General features: G+C 59.0%; 26 protein-coding genes. 17 read left to right on the forward strand and 9 right to left on the reverse strand.

Annotation, left to right across the window (positions count from 1 at the left end; translation table 11 throughout):
* Positions 1-11: 11 nt before the first annotated feature.
* The 6 genes from C6P61_RS10495 to rodA form a co-directional block, all read right to left on the reverse strand.
* A complete protein-coding gene (locus C6P61_RS10495; protein ID WP_105729887.1) occupies positions 12-944 on the reverse strand; it encodes an MbnP family copper-binding protein in 933 nt (310 codons plus the stop codon).
* A gap of 29 nt (positions 945-973) precedes the next feature.
* Positions 974-1,510: a copper chaperone PCu(A)C gene (locus C6P61_RS10500; protein ID WP_244908869.1), complete on the reverse strand. Its 537-nt coding sequence runs from the start codon at positions 1,508-1,510 to the stop codon at positions 974-976.
* A gap of 91 nt (positions 1,511-1,601) precedes the next feature.
* Positions 1,602-1,985: a DUF2946 domain-containing protein gene (locus tag C6P61_RS10505; protein ID WP_105729888.1), complete on the reverse strand. Its 384-nt coding sequence runs from the start codon at positions 1,983-1,985 to the stop codon at positions 1,602-1,604.
* Positions 1,986-2,027: 42 nt separating this feature from the next.
* On the reverse strand, positions 2,028-3,149 hold the full coding sequence (locus tag C6P61_RS10510; RefSeq protein WP_105729889.1) for a 3-deoxy-7-phosphoheptulonate synthase: 1,122 nt from the start codon (positions 3,147-3,149) through the stop codon (positions 2,028-2,030).
* A 257-nt stretch (positions 3,150-3,406) separates the two neighbouring features.
* The gene (tldD, locus tag C6P61_RS10515; protein WP_105729890.1) at positions 3,407-4,867 is read right to left on the reverse strand and encodes a metalloprotease TldD; all 1,461 of its coding nucleotides are present in this window, start codon (positions 4,865-4,867) and stop codon (positions 3,407-3,409) included.
* Positions 4,868-4,890: 23 nt separating this feature from the next.
* Positions 4,891-6,042: a rod shape-determining protein RodA gene (gene rodA / locus C6P61_RS10520; protein ID WP_105729891.1), complete on the reverse strand. Its 1,152-nt coding sequence runs from the start codon at positions 6,040-6,042 to the stop codon at positions 4,891-4,893.
* A 22-nt stretch (positions 6,043-6,064) separates the two neighbouring features.
* Here rodA and C6P61_RS10525 point away from each other — a divergent pair, with 22 nt between their 5' ends.
* Positions 6,065-6,655 (forward strand): YqiA/YcfP family alpha/beta fold hydrolase, encoded by a 591-nt coding sequence (locus C6P61_RS10525; RefSeq protein ID WP_105729909.1) that lies wholly within the window; start codon positions 6,065-6,067, stop codon positions 6,653-6,655.
* Positions 6,656-6,695: 40 nt separating this feature from the next.
* The gene (gene radA / locus C6P61_RS10530) at positions 6,696-8,093 is read left to right on the forward strand and encodes a DNA repair protein RadA (protein WP_105729892.1); all 1,398 of its coding nucleotides are present in this window, start codon (positions 6,696-6,698) and stop codon (positions 8,091-8,093) included.
* Between the two features lie 25 nt (positions 8,094-8,118).
* On the opposite strand, the gene C6P61_RS10535 is transcribed toward radA, so the two are convergent.
* Complete coding sequence (locus C6P61_RS10535) at positions 8,119-8,511, reverse strand: diacylglycerol kinase family protein (protein ID WP_105729893.1); 393 nt, start codon at positions 8,509-8,511, stop codon at positions 8,119-8,121.
* Positions 8,512-8,523: 12 nt separating this feature from the next.
* Complete coding sequence (locus tag C6P61_RS10540) at positions 8,524-9,024, reverse strand: phosphatase PAP2 family protein (protein WP_211296962.1); 501 nt, start codon at positions 9,022-9,024, stop codon at positions 8,524-8,526.
* Positions 9,025-9,218: 194 nt separating this feature from the next.
* On the opposite strand from C6P61_RS10540, the gene C6P61_RS10545 reads away from it, so the two are divergent.
* The 5 genes from C6P61_RS10545 to C6P61_RS18370 all read left to right on the forward strand — a co-directional run bounded on the left by C6P61_RS10545 (position 9,219) and on the right by C6P61_RS18370 (position 16,102).
* Entirely contained in the window at positions 9,219-10,670 is a 1,452-nt protein-coding gene (locus C6P61_RS10545) for a capsule assembly Wzi family protein (protein WP_170067373.1), read from the forward strand.
* Positions 10,671-10,803: 133 nt separating this feature from the next.
* Entirely contained in the window at positions 10,804-13,221 is a 2,418-nt protein-coding gene (locus C6P61_RS10550) for an SLBB domain-containing protein (protein WP_244908871.1), read from the forward strand.
* Between the two features lie 9 nt (positions 13,222-13,230).
* Positions 13,231-14,397: a Wzz/FepE/Etk N-terminal domain-containing protein gene (locus C6P61_RS10555; protein WP_105729896.1), complete on the forward strand. Its 1,167-nt coding sequence runs from the start codon at positions 13,231-13,233 to the stop codon at positions 14,395-14,397.
* 118 nt (positions 14,398-14,515) lie between these two features.
* The gene (gene wbaP, locus C6P61_RS10560; RefSeq protein ID WP_170067374.1) at positions 14,516-15,853 is read left to right on the forward strand and encodes an undecaprenyl-phosphate galactose phosphotransferase WbaP; all 1,338 of its coding nucleotides are present in this window, start codon (positions 14,516-14,518) and stop codon (positions 15,851-15,853) included.
* 51 nt (positions 15,854-15,904) lie between these two features.
* Positions 15,905-16,102 (forward strand): helix-turn-helix domain-containing protein, encoded by a 198-nt coding sequence (locus C6P61_RS18370; RefSeq protein ID WP_105729898.1) that lies wholly within the window; start codon positions 15,905-15,907, stop codon positions 16,100-16,102.
* On the opposite strand, the gene C6P61_RS17980 is transcribed toward C6P61_RS18370, so the two are convergent.
* Positions 16,058-16,414: a hypothetical protein gene (locus tag C6P61_RS17980; RefSeq protein WP_170067370.1), complete on the reverse strand. Its 357-nt coding sequence runs from the start codon at positions 16,412-16,414 to the stop codon at positions 16,058-16,060. The two genes, C6P61_RS18370 and C6P61_RS17980, sit on opposite strands and share 45 nt — an antisense overlap.
* 611 nt (positions 16,415-17,025) lie before the next feature.
* Here C6P61_RS17980 and C6P61_RS10575 point away from each other — a divergent pair.
* The 10 genes from C6P61_RS10575 to C6P61_RS10610 all read left to right on the forward strand — a co-directional run.
* Positions 17,026-18,237 carry an oligosaccharide flippase family protein gene (locus C6P61_RS10575; RefSeq protein ID WP_105729900.1) on the forward strand — a complete coding sequence of 404 codons (1,212 nt, stop codon included), beginning with the start codon at positions 17,026-17,028 and terminating at the stop codon, positions 18,235-18,237.
* On the forward strand, positions 18,234-19,208 hold the full coding sequence (locus C6P61_RS10580; RefSeq protein ID WP_105729901.1) for a glycosyltransferase family 2 protein: 975 nt from the start codon (positions 18,234-18,236) through the stop codon (positions 19,206-19,208). The genes C6P61_RS10575 and C6P61_RS10580 overlap by 4 nt, the downstream gene beginning before the upstream one ends.
* A 639-nt stretch (positions 19,209-19,847) precedes the next feature.
* A complete protein-coding gene (locus C6P61_RS17710) occupies positions 19,848-21,059 on the forward strand; it encodes a hypothetical protein (protein WP_146115031.1) in 1,212 nt (403 codons plus the stop codon).
* Positions 21,056-21,958 (forward strand): glycosyltransferase family protein, encoded by a 903-nt coding sequence (locus C6P61_RS17715; protein WP_146115032.1) that lies wholly within the window; start codon positions 21,056-21,058, stop codon positions 21,956-21,958. Before C6P61_RS17710 ends, C6P61_RS17715 begins: the two co-directional genes overlap by 4 nt.
* 100 nt (positions 21,959-22,058) lie before the next feature.
* Positions 22,059-23,132, forward strand: coding sequence for a dTDP-glucose 4,6-dehydratase (gene rfbB, locus C6P61_RS10585; protein ID WP_105729902.1), 1,074 nt, complete (start codon positions 22,059-22,061; stop codon positions 23,130-23,132).
* Positions 23,129-24,040, forward strand: a complete 912-nt coding sequence (gene rfbD, locus C6P61_RS10590) for a dTDP-4-dehydrorhamnose reductase (RefSeq protein WP_211296963.1) — start codon at positions 23,129-23,131, stop codon at positions 24,038-24,040. Before rfbB ends, rfbD begins: the two co-directional genes overlap by 4 nt.
* A gap of 21 nt (positions 24,041-24,061) precedes the next feature.
* A complete protein-coding gene (gene rfbA, locus C6P61_RS10595) occupies positions 24,062-24,934 on the forward strand; it encodes a glucose-1-phosphate thymidylyltransferase RfbA (protein WP_105729904.1) in 873 nt (290 codons plus the stop codon).
* A 20-nt stretch (positions 24,935-24,954) separates the two neighbouring features.
* Positions 24,955-25,506, forward strand: a complete 552-nt coding sequence (gene rfbC, locus C6P61_RS10600; RefSeq protein ID WP_105729905.1) for a dTDP-4-dehydrorhamnose 3,5-epimerase — start codon at positions 24,955-24,957, stop codon at positions 25,504-25,506.
* A gap of 3 nt (positions 25,507-25,509) precedes the next feature.
* Positions 25,510-26,430, forward strand: a complete 921-nt coding sequence (locus C6P61_RS10605) for a glycosyltransferase family 2 protein (protein WP_105729906.1) — start codon at positions 25,510-25,512, stop codon at positions 26,428-26,430.
* A gap of 51 nt (positions 26,431-26,481) precedes the next feature.
* The coding region (locus C6P61_RS10610; RefSeq protein WP_146115033.1) for an NAD-dependent epimerase/dehydratase family protein at positions 26,482-26,628 on the forward strand (147 nt) is incomplete at its 3' end.

The following is a 26,628-nucleotide window of genomic DNA, read 5'->3' on the forward strand; positions in this document are numbered from 1 at the left end:
CCGAGCGCGCTTCATTTGCTGATTGCTCGGAACAGGACCTGGCCGGCGCCGCCATTGACCGGCAGGCCGGTGCCCGAGCCATCGGACTTCCAATCAACGCCGATCGCGTCGAACAGGAGCTGACATTCGGGATCGGTCCCGCCCGACATGCAGCCCAATGCGCCACCCGCGTTGACCGTGATGTCGGCCGCCGCCAGCAGCGCGCGCAAGTCGACGCCCACCTTCTGAGTCGCCGGATCGAAAGCGGGCAGCGTGAAGTCCATGCGGTTGGGGGCATTGCAGTGGCTGACCTGGGTGCCGGTCACCGGATTGCCCTGGCAACCGGTCGAGCCCAGGTGGAAGTTGAAAGTCGGTGCCGACCAGGCCGGGCTGGCCCCGGCAGGCTGGGTGATCTCGATCTTGGCGAACTTGCGCCCGCCTTGCCAGCTCCAGCTCATGGCCTGGATGTCGAGCGGCGGCTTGGCGCTGGCCGGGTCCGACCACAGGCTGTGGTTGAGCGCGAACGGCACGCCCAGCGTCATCCTGACGCCGGTATAACTGCCTGCCGGCACGCGGCCCTTGAGTACCGCCTGGGTGGCGGCAGTCCCGGTCGCGCTCGGGCAGGCGCCGGTGGCGTTTTCCAGGTCGATCAGCGTGACGCGGTCCTGGCCCACGGTCAGGTTCCAGTTGTCGTTGCCAGCCAGGGTGATCGGCACTTCGCTGCCGTCGGCACGCAACAGCGCGGCATTCGAGATGTAGAAGCGCAGGTCCTTCAGCGTGGCTTCGACATTGTCCCGCCCCAGCCGCACGGTGCTGTTGCAGGCAATCGGCTGCTCTGCGGCAACGGCAGCAAACTGGATCTCGACGGCCTGGGGACCGTCTTCGCCGCCGCCGCAGGCGACCAGCAGGCTGCTCAGGGCGACAGCCGTCAGGCCCGCGCCGGGCCATGCATGGGATTTCTTCATTGGGTTTTTCCTTGACTCGAATTGAAAAATCAGTGCTGCGGATGTGCAGCCGCTGCCGGGGCTTGCTGCACCCAGACCTCGACCTTGACCGCGCCGGAACGCTCGAAATGCAGCGTCAGCGGAAAACGATCGCCCACGACGAGCGGGCGCCGCAGTCCCGACAGCATCAGGTGGTGGCCATCCGGACTGCCCTGGCGCATGGCCAGCCGGGTCCGGGGCGGGATGGCGATGGCGGGGACGGCTTGCATGCGCATGACGTCACCGTCCTGCTGCAGGCGGTGCAGCTCCACCCGCTCGGCGACGGGTGTGCTCGCCGCCAGCAGGCGCTCGGCCGTTTCGCCCTGGTTGTCGATGGCCACCAGGTAGACGGCGCCGGTGCTGGCATGGCCCAGGGTCGGTGTCGCGTAGGGATGGAGCAGGCGCAGGTCGCCCACCCGGCTGCCATGGGCCAGCGCGGCCGTCGGCCACTGGGCGACACAGAGCGGCAGCCAGGCGGTGCAGAAAGCGGCACGGCGCAGCCAGCCGCGGCGCGTCTGTTCGCGCCGCAGTTTGTCTTGCGGTATCAATTGAAACTCCTGATCTGACCAGGGCCGCGCCGCTGCCAAGGCAACCGCGTCAAGCCCGATGGCTTCCCCGCAGGGGAAGGCTAGGAAGGGGTCAGTTCAGGCTGGGAGGGGCGCGCGACTGCGCCGCCAGCCAGACCGACGAGGTATGCGCCGCCTGGAAGAAGGCGGGTGGCATCTCGCGCAAAGGCAGGACGGCGACAGGATCGATCGCCGCGGGCGGCAGGCCGGCATGACCGGCGTGCAGGTTGCAATACGGGCAGTCCTGCGACTGACCGGCCCCCGAGTCTGCCGGATGATGCTCCGAGTCATCGAGCGGCAGCCGGACCATGCCGGTGCTGGTGCAGATCTCCTGCCACTGGCTGCCCGGGGTCGATGCCGCCATGGCCTGGGCGGCCAGCGGCATCAGGGCGTTCAACACCAGCACCAGCATGGACAGCCATGCGGTGATGCGTCGGGTCGAACGGTTTTTCAACATGGAAAGGATTATAGGGGCAGGAACCGGCCCTGCCCGCTGCGCTCAGCCCCGGCGCGCCTTGACCGCGTCGCTCAGCGTCTGCATGACCCGGACCGAGCTGTCCCAGTCGATGCAGGCGTCGGTGATGCTCTTGCCGTACTCGAGGCCGGACACCTGGTCCTTGCCGGGCGTGAACTTCTGCGCCCCGCCCTTGATGTGGCTCTCGACCATGACGCCGAACACCTGGCGCGAGCCGGCGCTGAGCTGGGCCGCGATGTCGTCGGCGACGACGATCTGGCGCTCGTGCTGCTTGCTGCTGTTGCCGTGGCTGCAGTCGACCATCAGCGTCGCCGGCAGGCCGGCGGCTTCGAGCTCCTTGCAGGCGGCTGCAACGCTGGCGGCGTCGTAATTGGGCGTCTTGCCGCCGCGCAGGATCACGTGGCAGTCCGGGTTGCCCTTGGTGTGCACGATCGCGACCTGGCCGTTCTTGTGCACCGACAGGAAATGGTGGCCGCGGCTGGCGGACTGGATCGCGTCGGTCGCGATCTTGATGTTGCCGTCGGTGCCGTTCTTGAAACCGATCGGCGCCGAGATGCCCGAGGCCAGCTCGCGGTGGATCTGGCTCTCGGTGGTGCGCGCGCCGATCGCGCCCCAGCTGATCAGGTCGCCGATGTACTGCGGGCTGATGGTGTCGAGGAACTCGCTGGCCGCCGGCAGGCCCAGGCGGTTGATGTCGATCAGCAGCTGGCGCGCGATGCGTAGGCCCTCGTCAATCTTGTAGCTCTCGTCCATGTAGGGGTCGTTGATCAGGCCCTTCCAGCCGACCGTGGTGCGCGGCTTCTCGAAGTAGACCCGCATCACGATCTCGAGCGTGTCGGCGAACTGCTCGCGCAGCGGCTGCAGGCGGCGCGCGTAGTCCAGCGCCGCTTCCGGGTCATGGATCGAGCAGGGGCCGATCACGACCAGCAGCCGGTCATCCTTGCCCTGGATGATGTCGTGGATGCTGCGGCGCGTATCGGCAATCAGCTTCTCGGTCTTGCTGCCGGCAATCGGGAAGAAGCGGATCAGATGCTCGGGCGGAGGTAGCACGGTGATGTCCTGGATGCGCTGGTCGTCGGTACGGCTGGTGCGGTCGGCCGGGTGGGAGGACCAGACATCGGTCGCGGGCTGGTGGGGCTTGGTCATCGCTGAACTCCTGGAAGATGGGGGCTGTGGGGTGTGACAGGTAAAAAAAAACCGCCGGGGCTTCCGACGGTTCTTTGTGAGGGGCTTGGGCGCTTTTAGCTGTGCTCAACTCTCTCTGCCGTCGGTGACGCTTGAGAACCAAAAGTAAGCAAAGTAAAAGCGGGTTGCCTTCATGCGAATCAATATAGCACAGGAAACCGGACCGTTTTCTGACAAAAGCGGCAATCCGGGTAAACCCGCCATCACGGGCGCCAGGCTCAGGCCGTGCCGCCGACCGTCAGGCCTTCGATGCGCAACGTGGGCTGGCCGACGCCGACCGGCACGCTCTGACCGTCCTTGCCGCAGCTGCCGACGCCGCTGTCGAGCGCGAGGTCGTTGCCGATCAGCGTGATCTTCTTGAGCGCCTCCGGGCCGCTGCCGACGATGGTCGCGCCCTTGACCGGATACATCAGCTTGCCGTTCTCGACCCACCAGGCCTGGTTGGCACTGAAGACGAACTTGCCGCTCGTGATGTCGACCTGGCCGCCGCCGAAATTGGTCGCGTACAGGCCCTTCTTGATGCTGGCGATGATCTCCTGCGGGTCCTTGTCGCCGCCCAGCATATAGGTGTTGGTCATGCGCGGCATCGGCAGGTGGGCATAGCTCTCGCGCCGGCCGTTGCCGGTCGGTGCCACACCCATCAGGCGCGCGTTCAGGCTGTCCTGGATATAGCCCTTCAGGATGCCGTCCTCGATCAGCACGTTCTTCTGGCTGGCGCAGCCCTCGTCGTCGACGTTGAGCGAGCCGCGGCGGTCGGTGATGGTGCCGTCGTCCAGCACGGTCACGCCCTTGGCCGCGACGCGCTGGCCGATGCGCCCGCTGAAGGCGCTGGACCCCTTGCGGTTGAAGTCGCCCTCCAGGCCATGGCCGACCGCCTCGTGCAGCAGCACGCCGGGCCAGCCCGGACCCAGCACCACCGTCATCTGGCCGGCCGGTGCCGGGCGCGACTCGAGGTTGGTTAGCGCCGCGCGCACCGCGTCATCGACATAGTCCTGCAGCAGCGCGTCATCGAAGCGATCCAGGCCGAAGCGGCCACCGCCACCACCGGTGCCGACCTCGCGCCGGCCGCCCTGCTCGGCGATCACGGTCACTGACAGCCGCGCCAGCGGGCGCACGTCAGCCGCCAGCGTGCCATCGGCGCGCGCGACCAATATCACGTCGTATTCGCTGGCCAGCCCGGCCATCACCTGCACCACGCGCGGGTCCTTGGCCTTGGCCAGGCGCTCGACCTTCTCGAGCAGTGCGACCTTCTCGGTGCTGTCGAGGGTGGCGATCGGGTCCAGGCCGGCGTAGAGGCTGCGCGACTTGGCGACCTTGCGCGCGCCGACCTTGGCCTTCAGGCTCTGGCCCTGGGCGCCGATCGCGCGCACGCTGTGCGCGGCGTCGAGCAGCGCGGTCCAGCTCAAGTCGTCGGAATAGGCGAAGGCGGTCTTCTCGCCGCTGACGGCGCGCACGCCCACGCCCTGGTCGATGCTGAAGCTGCCGGTCTTGACGATGCCCTCCTCCAGGCTCCAGCCCTCGGCGCGGGTGTACTGGAAATAGAGGTCGGCGTCGTCGACGCCGGGCACGAGAATCTCGCCCAGCGCACGCTTGAGGTGTTTCTCGTCCAGGCCGTAAGGCGAGAGCAGCAGGTCTTGGGCGATGGCCAGACGGGCCAGGGTGGGTTCACGGGCGATCATGCCCGCATTGTAGGTTTTGTGCCTCAGGTCTGCACCAGCCGCCGCGCGCGCGCCACCGCCATCAATATCCCCAGGCCCGCACCCAGCGTCACCATCGCGGTACCGCCATAGCTGATGAAGGGCAGCGGCACCCCCACCACCGGCAGGATGCCGCTGACCATGCCCATGTTGACGAAGCCATAGACAAAGAAGATCAGCGACACCGCGCCGGCCAGCAGGCGCGAGAACAGCGTCGGCCCCTCGAGCGCGATCTTGAGCCCGCGCGTGATCAGGAACAGCAGCGCTGCCGCCAGGCAGAGCACGCCGACCAGGCCGAACTCCTCCGAGAAGGCCGCAAAGATGAAGTCGGTGGTGCGCTCGGGAATGAACTCGAGGTGGGTCTGGGTGCCCTGCATGAAGCCCTTGCCCCAGACGCCGCCCGAACCGATCGCGATCATGCCCTGCAGGATGTGAAAGCCCTTGCCGAGCGGGTCGCGCGTCGGGTCCAGCAGGGTGCAGACGCGCTGGCGCTGGTACTCGTGCAGCACCCGCCAGTCGACATCGGGCGCGCACCACTGCGGCTCCATCACGACCAGGGTCACGATGCCGATCGCGCCGAGCAGGATCGGCGGCAGGATCAGTTTCCAGCTCAGGCCAGCAAAGAAGATCACGGCCAGGCCCGAGGCCATCACCAGCAGCGAAGTACCCAGGTCAGGCTGCTTCATGATCAAGCCGACCGGCAGCAGCAGGATCAGTCCGGCCACCGCGAAGTCGAGCGGACGCAGCGCCCCCTCGCGCTTCTGGAACCACCAGGCCAGCATCAGCGGCATCGCGATCTTCATGATCTCGCTCGGCTGGATCACGACGCCGACGTTGATCCAGCGCGTCGCGCCCTTCTTGGTGATGCCGAACAGCGCGACCGCCAGCAGCAGCGCCACGCCGACCGTATAGAGCGGTACCGCCAGCGCGGACAGGCGCTGCAGCGGAATCTGCGCCACCACGAACATCACGCCGAGCGCGATCAGCATGTTGCGGCCATGGTCGTAGAAGCGGTTGCCGTTGTCGAAGCCGACCGAATACATCACGAGCATGCCGCCGCAGATCAGCAAGGCCACGGCCAGCGCCAGCACGCCATCGAAGCCGGCGAAGGCCGGGCGCAGCCGTTGCCAGAGGGGAGGTTTTGCAAACGCAGACATGGGGCTGGATTATCCTGCTTCGATGAAGACCACGCATCTGCTCTACCTGCACGGCTTTCGTTCCTCGCCGCAATCGGCCAAGGCCAGGCTGATGGCCGAGCGGGTCCGGCGCGACCATCCCGCCACAGTCTGGTGCTGCCCGCAGCTGCCGCCCTCGCCTGCGGCGGCGATGGAACTGATCCGCGCGCTGACGGCCGACTGGCCACGCGAAACGATGGCGGTGCTCGGCTCCTCGCTGGGCGGCTGCTACGCGGCCAGGCTTGCGGTCGAGACCGGCTGCGCCAGGGCCGTGCTACTGAACCCGGCCGTGCAACCGGCACGCGACCTGGCCCAATACATCGGCGAGCAAGGCAGCTGGCAGGACCCGACCGAGCGTTTCTACTTTCGGCCCGACTATGTCGAGCAGCTGCGCGCGATCGAGACCGGTACCCTGCCGCACCCGGCGCAATGCCTGGCCATCATCGCCAAGGGCGACGAAGTGCTGGACTGGCGCGAGATGGTGGCACGCCACCCCGGCGTGCAATTGCGGCTGGTCGAAGGCGGCGACCATGGACTCAGCGACTTCGAAGGCGCACACCTCGACGCGGTGATCGACTTCCTGCAGCTGGCCTGAAGCCGCGCTGGTCAGTCGGCGCGCTGCTACAGTCGCCGCCATGGCCAAAGACAAGACCCTGTATGCCTGCAATGAATGCGGCGGCACCAGCACGCGCTGGCTCGGCAAATGCCCGAGCTGCAACGCCTGGAACAGCCTGGTGGAAACCGTCGCCGAGGCGCCCACCAGCAGCAAGAACCGGCTGAGCGCCACCCCCAAGGGCCTGGCGCCGGCGTCCGAACTCGCGACGCTCAGCGAGATCGAAGCCTCTGACTTCGAACGCACGCCGACCGGCCTGGGCGAGCTCGACCGCGTGCTCGGCGGCGGCATCGTCGAGGGCGGCGTGGTGCTGATCGGCGGCGACCCCGGCATCGGCAAGTCGACGCTGCTGCTGCAGGCGCTCGACGCGCTGCAGCGCGCCAACCTGTCCACCCTCTATGTCACCGGCGAGGAAAGCGGCGCCCAGGTCGCGCTGCGGTCGCGCCGGCTCGGCCTGGACAACAGCCAGGTCAAGGTGCTGGCCGAAATCCAGCTCGAGAAAATCCTGGCCACGCTCGACGCCAAGCGGCCCGCGATCGCGGTGATCGACTCGATCCAGACCGTCTACTCCGACCAGCTGAGTTCGGCGCCGGGCTCGGTGGCGCAGGTGCGCGAATGCGCGGCTCACCTGACGCGTGCGGCTAAGGCCAGCGGCGTCGCGATCGTGCTGGTCGGCCATGTGACCAAGGAAGGCGCACTGGCCGGCCCGCGCGTGCTCGAGCACATGGTCGACACCGTGCTCTATTTCGAGGGCGACACGCACAGCAGCTACCGGCTGATCCGCGCGATCAAGAACCGCTTCGGCGCGGTCAACGAGATCGGCGTCTTCGCCATGACCGAAAAAGGCCTGAAAGGCGTCAGCAACCCGAGCGCGATCTTCCTGAGCCAGCACAGCCAGCCGGTGCCGGGCAGCTGCGTGCTGGTGACGCTCGAAGGCACGCGGCCGCTGCTGGTCGAGATCCAGGCTCTGGTCGACAGCGGCGGCCCCAGCCCCAGGCGCCTGAGCGTCGGCCTGGACCGCGACCGGCTCGCGATGCTGCTGGCGGTGCTGCACCGCCACGCTGGCGTGTCCTGCGCCGACCAGGACGTGTTCGTCAACGCGGTCGGCGGCGTGCGCATCGGCGAGCCGGCGGCCGACCTCGCGGTACTGCTGGCCATCACCTCGTCCTTGCGCGGCAAGGCGCTGCCGCAGGGCTTCCTGGCCTTCGGCGAAGTCGGCCTGGCCGGCGAAGTGCGCCCGGCGCCGCGCGGCCAGGAACGCCTGAAGGAAGCGGCCAAGCTCGGCTTCAAGATAGCCATAGTGCCCAAGGCCAACCTGCCCAAGAAATCGGACAGCAGCCTGGCCAAGGCGCTCGAGGGCATGACGATCTACCCGGTCGAGCGGATCGAGGAAGCGCTGGAAGTCGTGCGCGGCTTCTGATCGATTGCGTGCGATCTGGCGCGGCTCAGCCAACCGGCATGAAGCGGACCAGCAGCCGCGGCAGGAAGATCCAGCCGCCGGTCGCCAGCGCGCCCAGGCTGGCCAGCAGCACACCGGCCGCCGCCACATCCTTGGCGTCGCGCGCCAGCCGGTGCCATTCGGGCGAGACCAGGTCGACCACCAGCTCGATGCCGGTATTGAGCGCCTCGGCGCACAACACCAGGCCGATCACCACCGACAGCAGCGCCCATTCAAGCGCGCTGATGCCCAGCCAGGCGCCCAGCAACACCACCAGTGTGGCCGCCAGCAGGTGCAGACGCGCATTGGCCTGCCCGGCCAGCAGAACGCCGATGCCGCGCAAGGCATGGCCGAAAGACGCCACCCGCGACCGGGCGCGGTTATGCAACAAGGGCCGCATGATCCGGCCTGCTTACCAGGGCCGCTGCCAGGCCAGCGTCACACCATTCGGAGCCGGCAGCAGGCTGACACGGCCACCGGCCTGGGTCTCGGTGAAAAACTCAGCCCAGGCATAGCCCAGGGCGCCACCGGCGATCGTGTCCTTCCAGTAATGCTTGTCGGCCTGGACCCGCGCCAGCGCCGTCAGGCTGGCCGCACCGTACAGCAGATAGGGACTGACCTGTCCGGAATAGCGCTTGTCCAGGTAACGCGCCGAGGCAAACGCCACTGCCGTATGGCCGGACGGAAAGCTCTTGTCATCCGACTTGTCGGGCCGCAGCTCCGAGATCTGGGACTTGAGGATCTCGGCACTGCCCACGGTGGCGCCCAGCGTCCAGGCCAGTTGCGCCGCACCATCGGCATCCCGATCGCGGTAGGTGTAGGCCGCAGCCAGCGTCGGCAGGCCTACAGCCAGCAGGTCGGAAGCCGTGCCCCAACCATTGCCGCCAGCGTGGCCCTGGGTGACCAACAGCATTCCAATCATTGTTATTGATATTTTTTTCATTAAATAATCCATTATTTCGATTAGAGAATCATCAATTCTAGCTATCGTCGTAATTAGTATAATGGGCGGCAATTAAATTCAAAGTAGCAAAAATGGAAAACGCGATGATTAAAGGCATCGTCATTGCGGTAGCCATGGCGACATCAGGTCTGGCCGGGGCCGAAATGACGCAGGCCTCAGTGCCCTACGCGCCGTCCTGGCAGGCCCGCCACTACCTGCAGCTGCTGGCCGATGATGCCGGTCTGCCACTCACCACCAGCCACTGGCCCTTGCCGGCGGCTGCCGTGCAGGACGCGCTCAACGAGGTGCAGCCGGCCAATGCCGAACAGGCCCAGGCCCTGGCCTACCTGCAGCGTGCCCTTGAGCAGCACCTGCAAACGGTGCAAACCAGCTTCCAATTGCGCAACCGCGCCGAAGGTGCCGGTGGCTTTGGGCAAAACTATACCCCGGGCAGTTCTTTCAGCTTGGCCAGCGACCAGGCGCAATGGACCGGCGACTCGGTGTCGTTCGCCGGTCGGATCGGCCTCAAGCTGGAACAAAGTCCCAACTCGCTGCAGACGGAATTCTCCGGACTGGGCAAGGAAGGGCAGGTGCAGCTGCGTCCCGACAATGCCGCCGCCGTGCTCGAGTGGAAGGGCGTCAACCTGCAGGCGTTCGCGCACCAGAACTGGTGGGGACCGGGCTGGCAATCGAGCCTGGTCAACGGCCACAACAGTCCGGCCTGGATCGGACTCGGGCTGCAGCGCGCCAGCGTGCAGCGTTCGGCATCGCCCTGGCTGTCCTGGCTCGGTCCCTGGACCCTGGAAGGTTTCGTCGCCCAGGCGCAAGACCCGGTCGTGGTGGCCAATCAGCCCGAAGGCTATCTCTACACCGGCATGCGCATGACCTTCAAGCCCGCGCCCTGGGTCGAGGTCGGCTTGAGCCGCGCTGTCCAATTCGGCGGCAAGGGCCGGCCGCAGGACTTCAACACCTACGTCAAGTCCCTGCTCGGCCAAAGCACCAATCAGGACGCCAACAATCCGGTTGACAGCAGCTCGCAAATCGCCGGCTACGACCTGCGGCTGCGCTGCCCGACCCGGCGCAACTGCGCTGCTTATGTGCAACTGATGGGCGAGGATTCCGCCGGCAGCGGCATTCCGCTGCCCTACCGCTTCATGAGCCTGTTCGGCGTCGAAACCTGGTTCGACCAGGGGCGTTACCGGGCCTTCGCCGAATACGCCGACACCAGCGTCGACGCCATCTACGACAACAGCAAACGTATCGCCGGCTACGACAATTACTACTACCCGCAAGGCTTGACGAATGGCGGACGCTGGATCGGCAGCGCCTTCGGCGGCGGCTCTGAAGTGGTCACCCTAGGCTTGCTCGACGCCCAGTCGCAGCGCCAACTCAAGCTGCATACCGGCCAGATCCATTACAGCCTGGGTGCCCATCTGCCTGGCAGCAACGCGCCCAAAGGCAAATTCCTCGGCGTCTCAGCCAGTCAAACCCTGCGCTGGGGCCCCTACCGCATCACCCCCGAGATCGAATGGCTGGGCCTCAAGGACGGACAGCGCGTCAGCGACAACCAGCGTCATCACTGGCGGCTGGGCCTGACGGCTAGCAAGCCCCTCTAGCTATCTGCAATCAATTTGACACATAAATGTCATCCAATGCGATGGCATATCCAGACTATTTGTAACAATGCTCAAACCAGAAACTGCCTCCCATCTTGGGTGCACCGCCCCTGCTCTCTCGCACAAGTTCAAGATGCGTTCTACCGCCTTGACCGCGATCGCGGCCTCGCTGGTGCTGTCGGGTGCAGCCTGGGCGCAGGCCCTACCCGAGACAGATACCAGCACACAGCTGGACATGCTACGCACTGCTGGTGCCAGCAACAAAGCCACTGACAACGGCATGGCTGGTCAGCTGGGAACTACTGCGACCGGTGTCGGCCCATCCAGGAACCTCGGCCTGGCCCAGGCCAGCAACCAGCCAGTCCTGCCCGAATTGACGCCCGAGCTCAAGCGTCCGGCCGAGCTGCCCAAGCCCAGCCAGTTCCAGCGCTTCGTGCAGGAATCGACCGGCAAGCTGCTGCCGGTCTATGGCGCCGAACTGTTCGCGCAGACGCAGACCTATGCGCCAGTCAGCAATATCGCGCCGCCGGCCAACTATGTGCTCGGCCCTGGCGACGAGGTGCAACTGCAGGTCTGGGGTGCGATCGACCTGGCCGCCAAGCTGGTGGTCGACAGCAAGGGCCAGATCACCATCCCCAAGGTCGGCGCCGTGACCGTGGCCGGCATCAGCGTCGGCAAGCTCGAGCCCACGCTCAAGGCCCATGTCAACAAGGTCTTTACCAATATCGAGCTGTCAGCCAGCGTGGCCAGGCTGCGCAGCATCCAGGTCTATGTGGTGGGCCAGGCACAACGCCCGGGCACCTACACCCTGTCCAGCCTCAGCACCCTGGTCAATGCCCTGTTCGCCAGCGGCGGGCCGAGCGCCAACGGTTCCATGCGCGCGATCCAGCTCAAGCGTGGCGGCCAACTGGTGGCCACGATCGACCTGTACGACTTCATCGCCAAGGGCGACAAGCTCAACGACCCGTCGCTGCAGCCGGGCGACGTGATCGTGATTCCGCCGGCCGGCGCACGCGTGGCCATCACCGGCGCCTATGACCAGGCCGCCATCTACGAAATCAAGCCAGACCGCAACAGCGTCGGCGACCTGCTGGCGCTGGGCGGCGGCGTGCCGACGCTGGCATCGCCACAAAAAGCCTTGCTGGAGCGCATCGACCCCAGCGCCAAGTCAGCACCACGCCAGGTGCAGGAAATCGCGCTGAGCCAGACCGGCCTGCAGCAGCTGCTGCGCGACGGCGATGTACTGACCCTGCTGCCCATCAGCCCGGCTTTCGGCAATGCCGTCACGCTGCAAGGCTCGGTGGCGCAACCCCTGCGCCATGCCTGGACTTCGGGCATGAAGGTGGCGGACCTGATTCCCGAGCCCGAGGCGCTGATCAGCCGTGACTACTACCAACGCAAGAATGCCTTTGTGCAATTGCAGGAAGAGGCTGAAGATGCCAATTCCGATGGCAAAGCTGGCGATGCTCTGTCGGGTCAGGTCAAAGCTGTACGCAATACAAAGGAAAAGCTAAAGCTGAAAGAAGAGAGCAACAGGGCCGAAGGCGCTGCCATCCTCGACAGCTTCAGCGAAGGCAAGCGACAGATCAACTGGGACTACGCCGTCATCGAGCGCCTGAACAAGGACACGCTCAGCACCCAGCTGATCCCATTCAACCTCGGCAAGGCCGTGCTGCAGCGCGACGCCGAACACAACCTGCCGCTGCAACCGGGTGATGTGGTGTCGATCTTCAACCAGACCGACCTGCGCCTGCCGACCGACCGCCAATCGCGCCTGGTGCGCATCGAGGGTGAAGTCGCCGCCCCCGGCGTCTACCAGGCCAAACCCGGCGAAACGCTGCGCCAACTGATCAAGCGTGTCGGCGGCCTGACGCCGCAGGCCTATGTCTTTGGCACGGAATTCACGCGAGAGTCGGTGCGCAAACAGCAACAGAAGAATCTGGACCAAGTGATAGCCAAGCTTGAGGCCTCGATGTCGTCGCAGTCCAGCGCCCAGCTCGCCAACCTCGGCGCCGACCGCGCCGCTCAGGCCGCCACGCTGCTGGAAGCACAAAAGCAGAGCCAGCAGCAACAGCTGGCCCGGCTCAAGACCATGCGCAGCAATGGCCGGGTGGCGCTCGAGCTGTCGCCGACACAGAACAACCTGATGGCATTGCCTGACATCCCGGTCGAAGACGGCGACCGCATCGTCATGCCGTCAACACCCGGTTTCGTCGCGGCCTTCGGTGCCGTCAATAATGAAAACGTGTTTGTCTACAAGCCCGGCCGCACCGTCGACGACGTGCTGCGCATCGCTGGCGTGACCGAGGACGGCGAACTCGACCAGGCCTTCGTGCTGCGCGCCGACGGCACCGTGGTGGCACGCAAGGACCGCTCGGGCTGGTTCAGCGGCAGTTTCGACTCGCTCGCGCTGATGCCGGGCGACACCGTGGTGGTGCCGCAAAAGGTCGACCGCGAAACCAAGTGGACCTTCATCACCCGAGTGGTCAAGGACTGGACGCAGATCCTGGCCAACCTGGGCTTGGGCATCGCCGCCATCAACACGCTGTAAGGGACTGACATGAACGAAACCGCAGTCCCCAAAAGCTCCAGCAAACCAGCCAGCAACGAGGTCAGCCTGCTCGACCTGCTGCAGATCGTCGCCGACAACATCAAGCTGCTGACCGTAGGGCCGCTGGCCGTGGGTGTGACCGCCCTAGCGATCAGCTTTGCGATTCCACCGACCTACACCGCCAGCACCAAGTTCCTGCCGCCACAGCAGCAGCAAAGCCTAGCAGCCGGCATGCTGTCCAGCCTGGGCGCCCTGGGTGGGCTGGCCGGCGCAGCAGCTGGGCTCAAGAGCCCGGCCGATCAGTATGTGGCCTACCTCAAGAGCATCAACGTGCAGGATGCGCTGATCGAGCGCTTCAAGCTGCAGGAACGCTATGACCAAAAATTTAAAGTAGACACGCGCAAAGAACTGAGTACAAACACCCGCATCAGCGCTGGCAAGGATGGCCTGATCACGGTCGAAGTCGACGACAAGGAAGCCCAGGTATCGGCCGATCTGGCCAATGCCCATGTCGAGGAACTACGGCGCCTGTTGGGCCAATTGGCAGTGACCGAAGCGCAGCAACGGCGCCTGTTCTTCGAAAAGCAGCTGAAACAGACCCAGTACAAACTGACACAGGCCGAACAGGCGCTGCGCAGCAGCAGCGTCGATGCCTCAACACTCAAGAGTGATCCCAAGGCGGCAGTCACGGCGGTGGCGCAACTGCAAGCCCAGGTCACGGCACAAGAGGTCAAGGTCGCCAGCCTGCGCGGCTACCTGACCGAATCGGCACCCGACTTCAAGCAGGCCATGACCGAACTGGGCGCGCTGCGGGCTCAACTCAACAAACTTGAAAACGCCAACAGCAAGAGCAGTGGCGATGGTGATTACACTACCCGTTACCGCGAGTTCAAGTACCAGGAAACCTTGTTCGAGCTGTTCGCCAAGCAATACGAACTGGCTAAAGTTGACGAGGCACGCGAAGGTGCGGTGGTACAGGTACTGGACATAGCTCAGGCCCCCGAGAAAAAATCCAAACCCAAGAAAGCCTTGATCGCCATCCTGGCCACGCTGGGTAGCGGCTTCGCACTGCTGTTGTATGTGCTCATCAGGCAAAACCTGCGCAACGCCAGGCGATCGAGCGAAACGGCTGAGAGGCTAGCCAAAATTCGTCGCAGCTTTGGCTTCAAATCTTAATAACAAGCCGGGCAAGGCCCAGGGGGGCCGTTTCATGCAAGTTAATAATAATTTAAATGGGGCAATCAGTCCCCACCGGTTCAGCGCACGGACGCAAGTCTGGGCGCAAGCCCTTGTCATGCTGGGGATCGAAGCCGTCGCCCTGCATACCCCCACTTTCTGGGGGCTGACGCCCAATCAGGCGCAATACGAAATCCTGGCCCTGGGCTGGCTGCTGTGGTTTGGACTGGCCAGACGGATCTACACCGAACGCCGTCCGTTCTGGAACGAGTTGCTCTATGTCGTGCTGGCAGCCTTTGCCATCACGCTGCTGGCTGCTGGTCTGGCACTGACAAGTTCGACGGCCTTCTCGCTGGGCGCCAGCGCCCAGCTTTTTGCCTATGTGATCCTGGCGGTGCTCGCAGGAAGACTGGTGTCACACCAGCTGCTCAAGGCCCTTGGACTATGGGTCAAGCCGACCCTGATCTTTGGCGACGGCAACAATGCCATCCAGGCTTGCCTGGCGCTGCGCAGCGAACCCTGGATGGGCATGACGGTCAAGGGTTTCGCCAGTCTGCCAACCGGCAAGGCGCGTGAAATCCCGGCCTGCCTGCCCGGCAACTTTGCCTGGCAGGACAAACCGGAATCCTGGCAACTGATCCAGCGCTACTACCAGTGCGTGATCGCGGTCGAACCCGACGAAGCCGAGCAACGCGACCGCCTGATCCGCCAGTTGGCCCAGCACCACGTCAACAATCTGCATGTAGTTCCGGCCATGCGCGGCATCCCGCTGTTTGGCCTGGAAACTTCGCATTTCCAGAGCCATGAAGTGCTGATGATCCATCTGCAGAACAACCTGGATCGCCCCATCTTTCAGGCTGTCAAGCGAGTCTTCGATCTCGTGACTGCCAGCTTGTCGCTGCTGGTGCTGAGCCCTTTGATGCTGGTGTTGGCAGTCCTGGTCAAGCGCGACGGCGGTCCGGCCTTTTTCGGCCACACACGCATCGGGCAGAACGGTCAGCCGTTCAAGTGCTACAAGTTCCGCTCCATGGTGGTCAACTCGCAGGAGGTACTGGCCGAACTGCTGGCCAGCAGCGCCGAAGCGCGCGCCGAATGGGAAAAAGACTTCAAGCTCAAGAATGACCCGCGCGTGAGCCGGATCGGTGACATCCTGCGCAGGACCAGCCTGGACGAGCTGCCACAGCTCTGGAACGTCATCAAGGGCGAAATGAGCCTGGTGGGACCGCGCCCGGTGGTCAAGGCAGAGCTTGAACGCTACGGCGAAGATGTCTCGTACTACCTCGAGGCCAAGCCCGGCGTGACCGGCCTGTGGCAGGTCAGCGGCCGCAACGACGTGGATTACGACACGCGTGTCTACCTGGACGCCTGGTACGTCAAGAACTGGTCGCTGTGGACCGACATCTCGATCCTGTTCAAGACCGTCGGGGTTGTGCTGTTCCGACAAGGCGCTTATTAGCGGTGGATTTAAATCTGAAGCGAAACACATGATCTGCCGTAAGGTAAGCAGATGTCGCCACAGCATCAAACCTACCACCAAATACAGTCCGAAGATTGTGTGTCTCTTGCCAGCCTCAAGCAGCGTAACTACAGCGTGCATGAAATCGACAGTATTGTCGGTCGCTCCGCCAGCACCATCAGCCGTGAACTGCGACGTAGTGCCTCAACCAGCCAGTACAACAGTACCGCTGCTCAGCAAAGCTGCTAGCGTCACCGCAGACAGTGCCACCCGATCCGAAAACTGCATTCTGACACTATCGTTTCTGTCATCGTGCAGTATCTGCTGCGACAGCGCTGGTCGTCCGAACAGATTGCCCTGACACTGGCGCACATCTACCCCGAGGGCAATGAGCTCCGCGTCTCGCACGAGATCATTTACAACTTTATCTATACCCAACCAGTGGACAAGCTTCACAAATACCTGATCGCCTGCCTGCACAATACACTCACAAAAAACGCGCACCACACAGCAAAGGCCAGGAACCGATGCAGACAGTTTCCAGACATGCTCAGCATCCACACGTATCCTGCCAAGAAGGATAATCGCTAGTATCTAGGCTGCAGGAAAGTCAACCTCATCAAATGCAACGCCAGCGCGGTGGGCAGCCAGATCGAAGCCCCTATTATTAATTCCGATCTCGCAATCGCACTCTAAGCTCATCAGCGCCGCCATTGAATTGCAGGCATTCACAGACGATGCACTACCCAACCCATGCGTCAGGGCCTAGCGCATAGGCGGAACCAGAAAATTTTTTACTAACCGAGTAAATTGGCGTGACCATCTACTTTTAGTGATTCGCACAGCCTATGGCAGCACGACACCAACAAGAACACCAACGGACTGATGCGCCAGTACCGTCTTGTCTGTGCACAGCCGAGAGCAGCCCGACGAGATTACCGACTGAATCAATGATCAACCACGCAAGGGCCTCGGGGCACGATCACTACTGGTAGTTTATCGAAAGTTGCTACTGAACAGCTCCCAACATCCGCCCTTCATTTACTGAAAAACCGAATGTTGTGCTTCAATTTTTAAACTCACCCTCTTTACACGCACCAATACAAACAAGAAATTAAAAAACCACCAACAAAAACTCACTCAAAAAATACAATTACAACCACGGATAAAAATTGATCAACAGAATACTAGGCTTCGGGATTATTCAAGCCCTTAATTATATATCGCCAATAATAATATTGCCAATTCTAGCGAAATCGCTATCGCTTTCCAGCTTTGGAGTCTACTCAGTCTACATAACAATAGCAAGTTTTGGCGCAATAATTGCCGACATGGGAATATCCACTGTTACAGCCCAGAAAATGTCGCGCGCGCAAACAAAAGAAATTACAGCCGAAATACTGGGGAGTGCACTCACAACAAGAGTCTCATTAACTCTCATCACATACTGCGCAGGATCCACAATAGGCCTTATATTTTTCAATAATGAATTCAACGCAATCAATATAATCATCACTGCAATAGGCACGCTCGGGATAGTCGCCAACCCAAGCTACTACTACATAGCAAAGAATGAAATAAAAGAATTTGTCATAACAAACTCCATCGCCAAAGCGGTCACAGCAATACTAATGCTTATCCTAAGCACACAGGGAATGACCATAACCATTGCATTAGCAGCAACATTTACGCCACCCCTCATCGCATCAATCGTATTAAATAAAAAATTATTTTTAAAATATGAAATTTCATGCAAAAATATCAATCCAATACAAGCCTTTCAAGAACTCATAAAGATCAAGACAATTGGAATTTCGTCACTGATGGCCTGGATATATATATCCTGCCCGATAATCATTACAGCAAAATATCTTGGCCCTGAATCAGCAGCCCTTTACGGAGCCGCCGAAAGGGTTATGAATGCAGTTAAAAGTCTACTAACGCCATTTTTAAATGCCATTCACCCCATCATCTTCAAAGATATTGACAAAAAAAGAAAAGTTTACAGATCGAAAATATTACAGATAATTCAAATATCATTTATTTTTTGCCTGATAATTTCGTCATTCACAATCTGGTATTCAAGCGAAATATTCGAATTCATCGATAACAACAAGTATAGCAAGTCCGCGAGCATCTTAAGCATACTGAGCATTATTCCGCTTTTTTTTGCAATTTCAAATATTCTAGGAAACTACGTACTGATAGCCAACTCAATGAACAAGCAATACTTCAAATCAATCCTAAGCGGATTAATTGTATTTGCAGTTCTAAATTATTTCAACAAGCAAAATCCAGAAAACATCGCCATCTCAGCGGTTGCGGCAGAGATGGTGGTCTGCCTGCTCATGTCCATCTATTCATATAGGTTTCTCTCAAAATGAATGTCAGCTTTGTAATTAGAACCTACAACGAAGAGAAGTACATTGAAGAAGTCATCAAGAAGATTAAAGCTCAAGCAACCAATCACGACATTGAAATAATTATTGTCGACTCCGAATCAACCGATGGGACTGTTGAGATATCCAGAAAACTTGGTGCAAAAATAGTTCACATAACAAAGAGCGAGTGGTCTTGGGGCAGATCCCTCAACAAAGGAATAGAAGCATCAAACTCTGATTACATTGCAATAATATCTGGGCACTGCATCTTAGCCTCAGATCAATGGGTTGAAACCTCGATACATACAATCCAAGAAGGCTATGATGCAATATATGGACGCCAGATACCAATCAAAGGATTAGATTATTTCGAAGAATACGAACTCTTCAAATGGTATCCAGACATCGACTTATGCAAACTTTCAATTAAAAATCAAACTGGAATATCGAACGCTGCCTGCTTCATGAAAAGAGAAGCCTGGAATCAAGTAAAATTTGATGAAGAAGCGCAGAGCATGGAAGATGGAATATGGGCGACGACAGCAATCAAACTTGGACTGCGAGTAGGATACACATCCAGAACGTGCTTGTATCACAGCCATCCATTTGACGCAGAGTATACATATAGGAAATGGTACTCCAGAACTCTTGCAGGCTTACGATATGCAGATATATTATTTTCTGGAAATAAGATCTACAAAACAAAGCGGCTTATAAAAAGACACCTATTCATTCTGATAATAATAAAAAACTCTCTTCTCGAGCTAATAGATTTTCAATACTTCTTCAAGGAAAACAAAGCAGTAAGCTTCAAGGCAGCATGCTACTTCATACTGCTGAAGTATTATGCAATAATTAAATCCCAACAAAGCTACAACAAAAACATAAACGTCAAATATTGGGGCGTACAGCAGAGCAACAGATTAATGACCAATATCAGCAATAATCTGAATGGTATGTTTCAAAAAAAATAAGCAGACGTCATTCTGTTTTCTGAAGCAGAAATCATTACCCTGATCATGCGAAATGATCCAATCAATAATGCTGAAATAAGGTCTAACCTGTTCCTGGCTGCTCAGGTAGCGCTGTGCCAAATCGGCTAAATCCGGGCAGTATGGCAGAGCGCCGATGTGCGGGTGTCGTTGGCGCCGGTGCGCGATAGTGGTATTCAACATGCTGGGCGTAATCAGAGCGGCGCAACGCGTGTATGGCGCGAAAATTAAAGCGCGGCTATAAGCCATGCCACATCCACGCACACGCGATCCACGGTTCAGAGTCTGGAGACATCGTCACGCCAGAGGACTGGGAGGTCTTCAATGACGCCAGCGCACTCGATAGTGCGCAATCACTGTTGAGCAGACACGCCTGCTGGTGCCGTTAGCACAATATACCAAGCCCTCCGCGCGGCGAAACACCGACAAAACCCGCCGCCAAGCATGCGCACTCCCACCCGAAAGCCCTATATATGACTTGCCAAGTTGCTGGCCGTCAGGGCAGCAAAGGCACCTTGAAATCACTCGTCATTAGTTTCGAACATCATCCTTAGCGCGCACAAAAAACAAGGCATGTTTTGATAACATCTATCAAAACAAAAAACAACTAGGAAGTTAATTTTGAATAATTTACTTAATAGCCAAAATACCAAGAAAATCTCGAAATGGACTTATCCACACACAATAATTTTTTTCACCATTTTAATATATCTCACGCCTGCACTAATTATTGAACTAACCAACCATCCATACCTTGCATCATACAACTCAGGCTTAAGACTAAACAATCCAATTTCAGTATATGGAATAATATCAGCACTAGCCGCGCTAGTATTTATCATATTTAAATTTCCAGTATTAAAGATATCAGTCAGCGCAAGTGAAATTGAAAATAAAAAATATTTAACATTAGTACTGGCTTCCTGGATCGTTATTTTCTTATACAGCATGATTGAACTAAACAATTCACTCGAATTGATCAATCTTGCCGAAACGCTATTCACCGATGTAATTTCATTCTCCATAAGACAACCAATGATTGGAGTCATACTAAGCGAAGGCGGGAAACTCAAATATTACTTCCTGGCTCATTTTGGCGTCATCATTTGGTTTTACATCTTCTCACTATGGGATAAAAATTCAATTCCCAGGAAGTTTTTACTCATTCTGACTTTTTTTGGACTTCTATTTATATACTTCCTAATGACCAGAAGAGAGATTCTAATATACGCAATCTTAGTTTTTATGATTGGATTTGGTAGCAGGATAAATATTAAAATAATTGCCGGCATGGTGATTTTATCGATCGCTTCTGTTATAGCATCCGTAAATCTTCGCATAGGAAGCGATCACATTCTTGATCTATCAAATTACTTCGCTAGCGAGGAATTTTATCCATTCCAACTCTCGGCATTTCTTATTGACTCATGGATTGATTTTTTTGAAATTAGAAGCCCATTGGAAATGACACCTATCAATCTAATAGGAGGAGGGGCCTCTGTTCTGTCGCCGCAGATAGTGGCGGAAAAATTCAACCACTTTGGACCAGGTCCAACAATTGGAATATTTTATCCAATAATTTCATTTGGATTCATATTGCCGATTTTGTATTTAATGTACTACTCAATAATAATTAACTCAATACATAATCTATACCTAAATCCAAAGACGAAACGACTCGCAACTCCAATCTATAGCTTCCTTATCCTCAAGCTATTTCTGCTAGTTAGAAACGGAGAGTTCATCAATAATACAATAGACTGCTTGATATTTTTAATACTGTATTCCCCATTTTTTTTCATCGAAATATCTTTAAATAAAACAGAATCATGAGCTCAAAAATATGCGGGATTGTTATTTTTTACAACCCGACAAGTCAACATATAGAATCACTAAAAACAAATCTCGATGTACTAGACGGACTGATCGTTGTTGTAAACGGAGAATGGGACGATAGATTCCATGAACTATCCGACAGAAAAAATATCGAATTTATCATAGAAGGCAGTAATCTAGGAATAGCAAAAGCAACAAATGACGGAATATTAAAAGCCAAACTTTACAATGCGTACACTCACGTATGCCTTTTGGATCAAGACACAAATCTTCCGAAGAACTATAGAGATATCCTCCTACTCTGGGATAACTTGAATCCAAAAAATAAAGTAGGAATCATAGCTCCTACCTACAAAAATCCACGGACAAACATAGCTGCAAAAGCACTTATTTTCAATAAATATACCTTTAATAGATTTCAACCCAGCAATCATATAGAGCGCGTTTCATGTCCGATTGCCTCAGGATCACTACTTTCTCTAGAAATTTTTGATCAAGTCGGATTACTCAGGGAAGATCTTTTCATTGATTACGTAGACAACGAGTTCTCCCTCAGGCTGTTAAGCAAAGGCTATGTTAATTACATGACATCAAACATTTGCATGCTTCACGAACTAGGAGAACAAAAAATATTTCGACTTCTAGGACTTGAAATCAGGCCAACCAATCACTCCCCAATCAGAAAATACTACATATCAAGAAACAGGATGGAAATTATTAAATGCTACGGCCTAAAAACTCCATCGATAATCACATTTGAACTTATTGCAATTTTCTACGATCTATTCAGAGTCATCGCTTTCGAAACAAAAAAGCTAGAGAAAATTCAACTATCATTTCTAGGATTTTTAGACTTCACTCGACGCCGATTCGGAAAAATCAATGACTGGCGATAAAAAATCAGCAGCCTAAAACTTTATTAAAATCTTCAATCTGGCCATCTCTGTTCGCAGAAAACACCAAATTTAATCAATTCACTTTTAGCATCAATTTTTCATGATTTTAATAACTGGCGGCGCCGGCTTCATCGGCAGCAACTTCGTGCTCGACTGGCTCAGCGCATCTGATGAGCCCGTCATCAACCTCGACAAGCTGACCTACGCCGGCAACCTCGAGAACCTGGCTTCGCTCCAGGGCAATCCCAACCATGTCTTCGTCCAGGGCGACCTCGGCGACCGCGAGCTGGTCGATCGGCTGCTGGCCGAGCACCGTCCGCGCGCGGTGCTCAACTTCGCGGCCGAAAGCCATGTCGACCGCAGCATCCACGGCCCCGAGGACTTCATCCAGACCAACATCCTCGGCACCTTCCGCCTGCTGGAGTCGGTGCGCGCCTACTGGGCAGGCCTGCCGGCCGACGACAAGGCCGACTTCCGCTTCCTGCATGTCAGCACCGACGAGGTCTATGGCACGCTGTCGAAGGAAGATCCGCCCTTCGCCGAGGACCACCGCTACGAGCCCAACAGCCCGTATTCGGCCAGCAAGGCCGCCAGCGACCATCTGGTGCGCGCCTGGCATCACACCTACGGCCTGCCGGTGCTGACCACCAACTGCAGCAACAACTACGGCCCGTATCACTTCCCCGAGAAGCTGATCCCGCTGATGATCGTCAATGCCCTGGCCGGCAAGCACCTGCCGGTCTACGGCGACGGCATGCAGATCCGCGACTGGCTCTACGTCAAGGACCATTGCAGCGCGATCCGCCGCGTGCTCGAAGGCGGCCGCCTGGGCGAGACCTACAACGTCGGCGGCTGGAACGAGAAGCCCAACATCGAGATCGTGCAGCGGGTCTGCGCCCTGCTCGACGAGCTGCGCCCCAAGGCCGACGGCAGCTCCTACGCGACCCAAATCACCTATGTGACCGACCGTCCGGGCCATGACCGACGCTACGCGATCGACGCGCGCAAGATCGAGCGCGAGCTGGGCTGGAAGCCGGCCGAGACCTTCGAAACCGGCATCCGCAAGACGGTCGAATGGTATCTGGGCAATCCGGACTGGGTCGCCCATGTGCAAAGCGGCAGCTACCGCGACTGGGTCGCCAAGCAATACGCCAGCGAAGCGCCATCGGCATGAGTGCCGTAACTCTGACGCCCACCATCCTGCTGCTGGGCAAGAGCGGCCAGGTCGGCTGGGAGCTGCAGCGCAGCCTCAGCGTCCTGGGCCAGGTCGTGGCGCTGGATCGCCACAGCAGCGACTACTGCGGTGACCTGTCCGATCTGGCAAGCCTGCAGGCCACGGTGCGTGCACTGCGGCCGCAGGTGATCGTCAACGCTGCCGCGCACACCGCGGTCGACAAGGCCGAGAGCGAGCCTGAATTGGCGCGACTGATCAACGCGCTGGCACCGCAGGCGCTGGCACAGGCCGCGAACGAGGTCGGCGCCTGGCTGGTGCACTACAGCACCGACTATGTCTTCGATGGCAGTGGCGACCAGCCCTGGCAGGAAGCCGATGCGACCGGCCCGCTCAATACCTATGGCCACAGCAAGCTGGAAGGCGAGCAGCTGATCGCCCAGGCCTGCGCGCGGCATCTGATCTTTCGCACCAGCTGGGTCTACGCGGCGCGCGGCGGCAACTTCGCCAAGACCATGCTGCGCCTGGCCAAGGAACGCGAACGCCTGAGCGTGATCGACGACCAGCGCGGTGCGCCAACTGGCGCCGAGCTGATCGCCGACGTGACCGCGCATGCCGTTCGGCAGGTCCTGCGCACCGGCAGCGGCTATGGGCTTTACCACCTGGCCGCTGCCGGTGAAACCTCCTGGCATGGCTATGCCAGCCAGGTGGTCGAGATCGCACGCCGGCTCCAGCCCGGGCTCGAACTCAAGGTGCAGGCGATCGATCCGGTGCCGACCAGCGCCTTCCCGACCCCGGCCCGGCGACCGCACAACTCGCGCCTGGACACGACCCGACTGCAGCAGACCTTCGGCCTGACGCTGCCGCCCTGGCAGCAGGGCATCGAGCGCCTGCTGGCCGAAATCCTCTGACCTCCAACCCTCGAATTCATCATGACTGATCGCAAAGGCATCATCCTGGCCGGCGGCTCCGGCACCCGCCTCTATCCCGTGACCCAGGCTGTCAGCAAGCAGCTCATGCCGGTCTACGACAAGCCGATGGTCTATTACCCGCTCAGCACGCTGATGCTCAGCGGCATCCGCGACGTGCTGCTGATCAGCACGCCGCAGGACACGCCGCGCTTTGCCGACCTGCTGGGCGACGGCAGCCAGTGGGGCATGAACATCCAGTACGCGGTCCAGCCGAGTCCGGACGGCCTGGCCCAGGCCTTCATCATCGGCAAGGACTTTGTCGGTCACCACCCGAGCGCGCTGGTGCTGGGCGACAACATCTTCTACGGCCATGACCTGGGCAAGCAGCTGCACAACGCCGATGCACGCACCGAGGGCGCCAGCGTGTTTGCCTACCATGTGCACGACCCCGAGCGCTACGGCGTGGTGGAATTCGACCAGGAGTTCCGCGCCCTCAGCATCGAGGAAAAGCCCCAGCACCCGAAGTCGAACTACGCGGTCACGGGCCTGTACTTCTACGACCAGCAGGTGTGCGACATTGCGGCCGACATCCAGCCGTCGCCGCGTGGCGAGCTCGAGATCACCGATGTCAACAAGCGCTACCTGGAACTGGGCCAGCTCAATGTCGAGATCATGGGTCGCGGCTACGCCTGGCTTGACACCGGCACCCATGACAGCCTGCTGGAAGCCGCCAGCTTCATCGCGACGCTGCAAAAGCGCCAGGGCCTGCAGGTGTCCTGCCCGGAGGAAATCGCCTTCCGCCAGGGCTGGATTGATGCCGCCAAGCTGCAGCAACTGGCCGAGCCGCTCAAGAAGAATGGCTATGGGCAATACCTGCTGAGCCTGCTCAAGTAAACCGTTTACCGCCCTACGCCATGCCATTCACCGTTACACCCACCGCCCTTCCCGAAGTCCTGGTGCTCGAGCCCAGGGTCTTTGGCGATGCGCGCGGCTTCTTCTACGAGAGTTTCAACGCACGCGACTTCACCCAGGCCACCGGGCTGCAGGTCGAGTTCGTGCAGGACAACCACAGCAAGTCGGCCCGTGGCGTGCTGCGCGGCCTGCATTACCAGATCGCGCATGCCCAGGGCAAGCTGGTGCGCGTGGTGCAGGGCGAGGTGTTCGACGTCGCGGTCGACCTGCGCCGCAGTTCGCCCACCTTCGGCCAGTGGGTCGGCGTGCACCTGAGCGCCGACAACCACAGGCAGCTCTGGGTCCCGCCGGGCTTTGCCCATGGCTTCGTGGTGCTGAGCGAGTCAGCCGAATTCCTCTACAAGACCACCGACTACTGGTACGCCGAGCACGAGCGCAGCCTGCTCTGGAATGATCCGGCGATCGGCATCGCCTGGCCGATCGACTTCAAGCCGCAGCTGGCAGCCAAGGATGCGGCAGCCAAGTTGTTTGCTGAAGCAGACACCTACGAGTAACGCATGACACGCATCGCTTGTGTTGTTCCGACCTACAACGGACGTAGAGATCTGGCTAGACTACTGGACTCCTTGGAAGGCCAGACAGCGGAATTCGACACCTTCATCGTTGACTCCAGCTCCAAGGACGGGACGCTGGAACTGGCACGTGAGCGGGTCAGCAACGTGACCGTTATCCCGTCTGGCGAGTTCAACCACGGTGGTACCCGCCAGTTGATGATCGACAGAAATCCTGGCTATGACATTTATGTCTACCTGACGCAGGATGCCTGCTTGGCGGAAAAAACGGCTATCGAGCAGCTGGTGAAGCCGTTTTCGGATCCAAGAGTTGGCGCCGTTTGCGGACGACAACTGCCGCATTTGGACGCCACACCACTGGCACAACATGCGCGGCTGTTCAATTATCCGGATGGTATACAGGTTAAGGTCATGGCCGACGCACCCAGCCTGGGGATCAAGACCGCATTCATGTCCAACTCGTTCGCGGCTTATCGCAGTGCTGCGCTCAAAGCCGCGGGGGGCTTTCCGGTTCATGTAATTTTTGCCGAGGACATGTATGCCACGGCAAAGATGCTGATGCAAGGTTGGAAAGTGGCTTACGCTGGGGACGCACAATGCCGTCACTCGCACAACTACACCTTGATGGAAGAATTCAAACGCTATTTCGACATGGGCGTTTTCCACGCTCGCGAGCCCTGGATACGGGAAAATTTCGGCGGAGCTGGAGGCGAAGGCTTGCGCTACGTCAAGTCCGAACTGTCGTTCCTAGGCTTGGGCCGGTTTTATCTTTGGCCGTCAGCCATGGTCCGTAACGCCGTCAAGTTGGCAGGCTACAAGCTGGGCCAAAAGGATGCGCGTCTTCCTATCCATTGGAAGCGAAAGCTGGGGATGTACCGCCGCTACTGGGATGGTCCATTTGCCTGACAGTACGTATTTGATGGTGGCGAAAAGATGTCAATCAAAATTGAAGGCGATATGAACATCCTACTGACCGGCGGCGCCGGCTACATCGGCAGCCACACCTATGTGGCACTGTTCGAGGCGGGCTATCAGCCCGTGATCCTGGACAATTTCGCCAACAGCCAGCCCGAGGTGCTGAACCGGCTCGAGCGCATCACCGGC

The sequence above is a fragment of the Malikia spinosa genome (assembly GCF_002980625.1).
Classification (GTDB): Bacteria; Pseudomonadota; Gammaproteobacteria; order Burkholderiales; family Burkholderiaceae_C; genus Malikia; species Malikia spinosa.

Bases quoted from the DNA above. Each gene is read 5' to 3' on its own strand.
- C6P61_RS10580 (WP_105729901.1), top strand. From the start codon at position 18,234: ATGAATGTCAGCTTTGTAATTAGAACCTACAACGAAGAGAAGTACATT.
- C6P61_RS10510 (WP_105729889.1), bottom strand. From the start codon at position 3,149: ATGACCAAGCCCCACCAGCCCGCGACCGATGTCTGGTCCTCCCACCCG.
- rfbD (WP_211296963.1), top strand. From the start codon at position 23,129: ATGAGTGCCGTAACTCTGACGCCCACCATCCTGCTGCTGGGCAAGAGC.
- rfbC (WP_105729905.1), top strand. From the start codon at position 24,955: ATGCCATTCACCGTTACACCCACCGCCCTTCCCGAAGTCCTGGTGCTC.
- C6P61_RS10495 (WP_105729887.1), bottom strand. From the start codon at position 944: ATGAAGAAATCCCATGCATGGCCCGGCGCGGGCCTGACGGCTGTCGCC.
- C6P61_RS10505 (WP_105729888.1), bottom strand. From the start codon at position 1,985: ATGTTGAAAAACCGTTCGACCCGACGCATCACCGCATGGCTGTCCATG.
- C6P61_RS10555 (WP_105729896.1), top strand. From the start codon at position 13,231: ATGAACGAAACCGCAGTCCCCAAAAGCTCCAGCAAACCAGCCAGCAAC.
- C6P61_RS10540 (WP_211296962.1), bottom strand. From the start codon at position 9,024: ATGCTGTTGGTCACCCAGGGCCACGCTGGCGGCAATGGTTGGGGCACG.
- rodA (WP_105729891.1), bottom strand. From the start codon at position 6,042: ATGTCTGCGTTTGCAAAACCTCCCCTCTGGCAACGGCTGCGCCCGGCC.
- tldD (WP_105729890.1), bottom strand. From the start codon at position 4,867: ATGATCGCCCGTGAACCCACCCTGGCCCGTCTGGCCATCGCCCAAGAC.
- C6P61_RS10550 (WP_244908871.1), top strand. From the start codon at position 10,804: ATGCGTTCTACCGCCTTGACCGCGATCGCGGCCTCGCTGGTGCTGTCG.
- C6P61_RS10605 (WP_105729906.1), top strand. From the start codon at position 25,510: ATGACACGCATCGCTTGTGTTGTTCCGACCTACAACGGACGTAGAGAT.
- radA (WP_105729892.1), top strand. From the start codon at position 6,696: ATGGCCAAAGACAAGACCCTGTATGCCTGCAATGAATGCGGCGGCACC.
- C6P61_RS17715 (WP_146115032.1), top strand. From the start codon at position 21,056: ATGAGCTCAAAAATATGCGGGATTGTTATTTTTTACAACCCGACAAGT.
- C6P61_RS10535 (WP_105729893.1), bottom strand. From the start codon at position 8,511: ATGCGGCCCTTGTTGCATAACCGCGCCCGGTCGCGGGTGGCGTCTTTC.
- C6P61_RS18370 (WP_105729898.1), top strand. From the start codon at position 15,905: ATGTCGCCACAGCATCAAACCTACCACCAAATACAGTCCGAAGATTGT.
- wbaP (WP_170067374.1), top strand. From the start codon at position 14,516: ATGCTGGGGATCGAAGCCGTCGCCCTGCATACCCCCACTTTCTGGGGG.
- C6P61_RS10525 (WP_105729909.1), top strand. From the start codon at position 6,065: ATGAAGACCACGCATCTGCTCTACCTGCACGGCTTTCGTTCCTCGCCG.
- rfbB (WP_105729902.1), top strand. From the start codon at position 22,059: ATGATTTTAATAACTGGCGGCGCCGGCTTCATCGGCAGCAACTTCGTG.
- rfbA (WP_105729904.1), top strand. From the start codon at position 24,062: ATGACTGATCGCAAAGGCATCATCCTGGCCGGCGGCTCCGGCACCCGC.
- C6P61_RS10545 (WP_170067373.1), top strand. From the start codon at position 9,219: ATGACGCAGGCCTCAGTGCCCTACGCGCCGTCCTGGCAGGCCCGCCAC.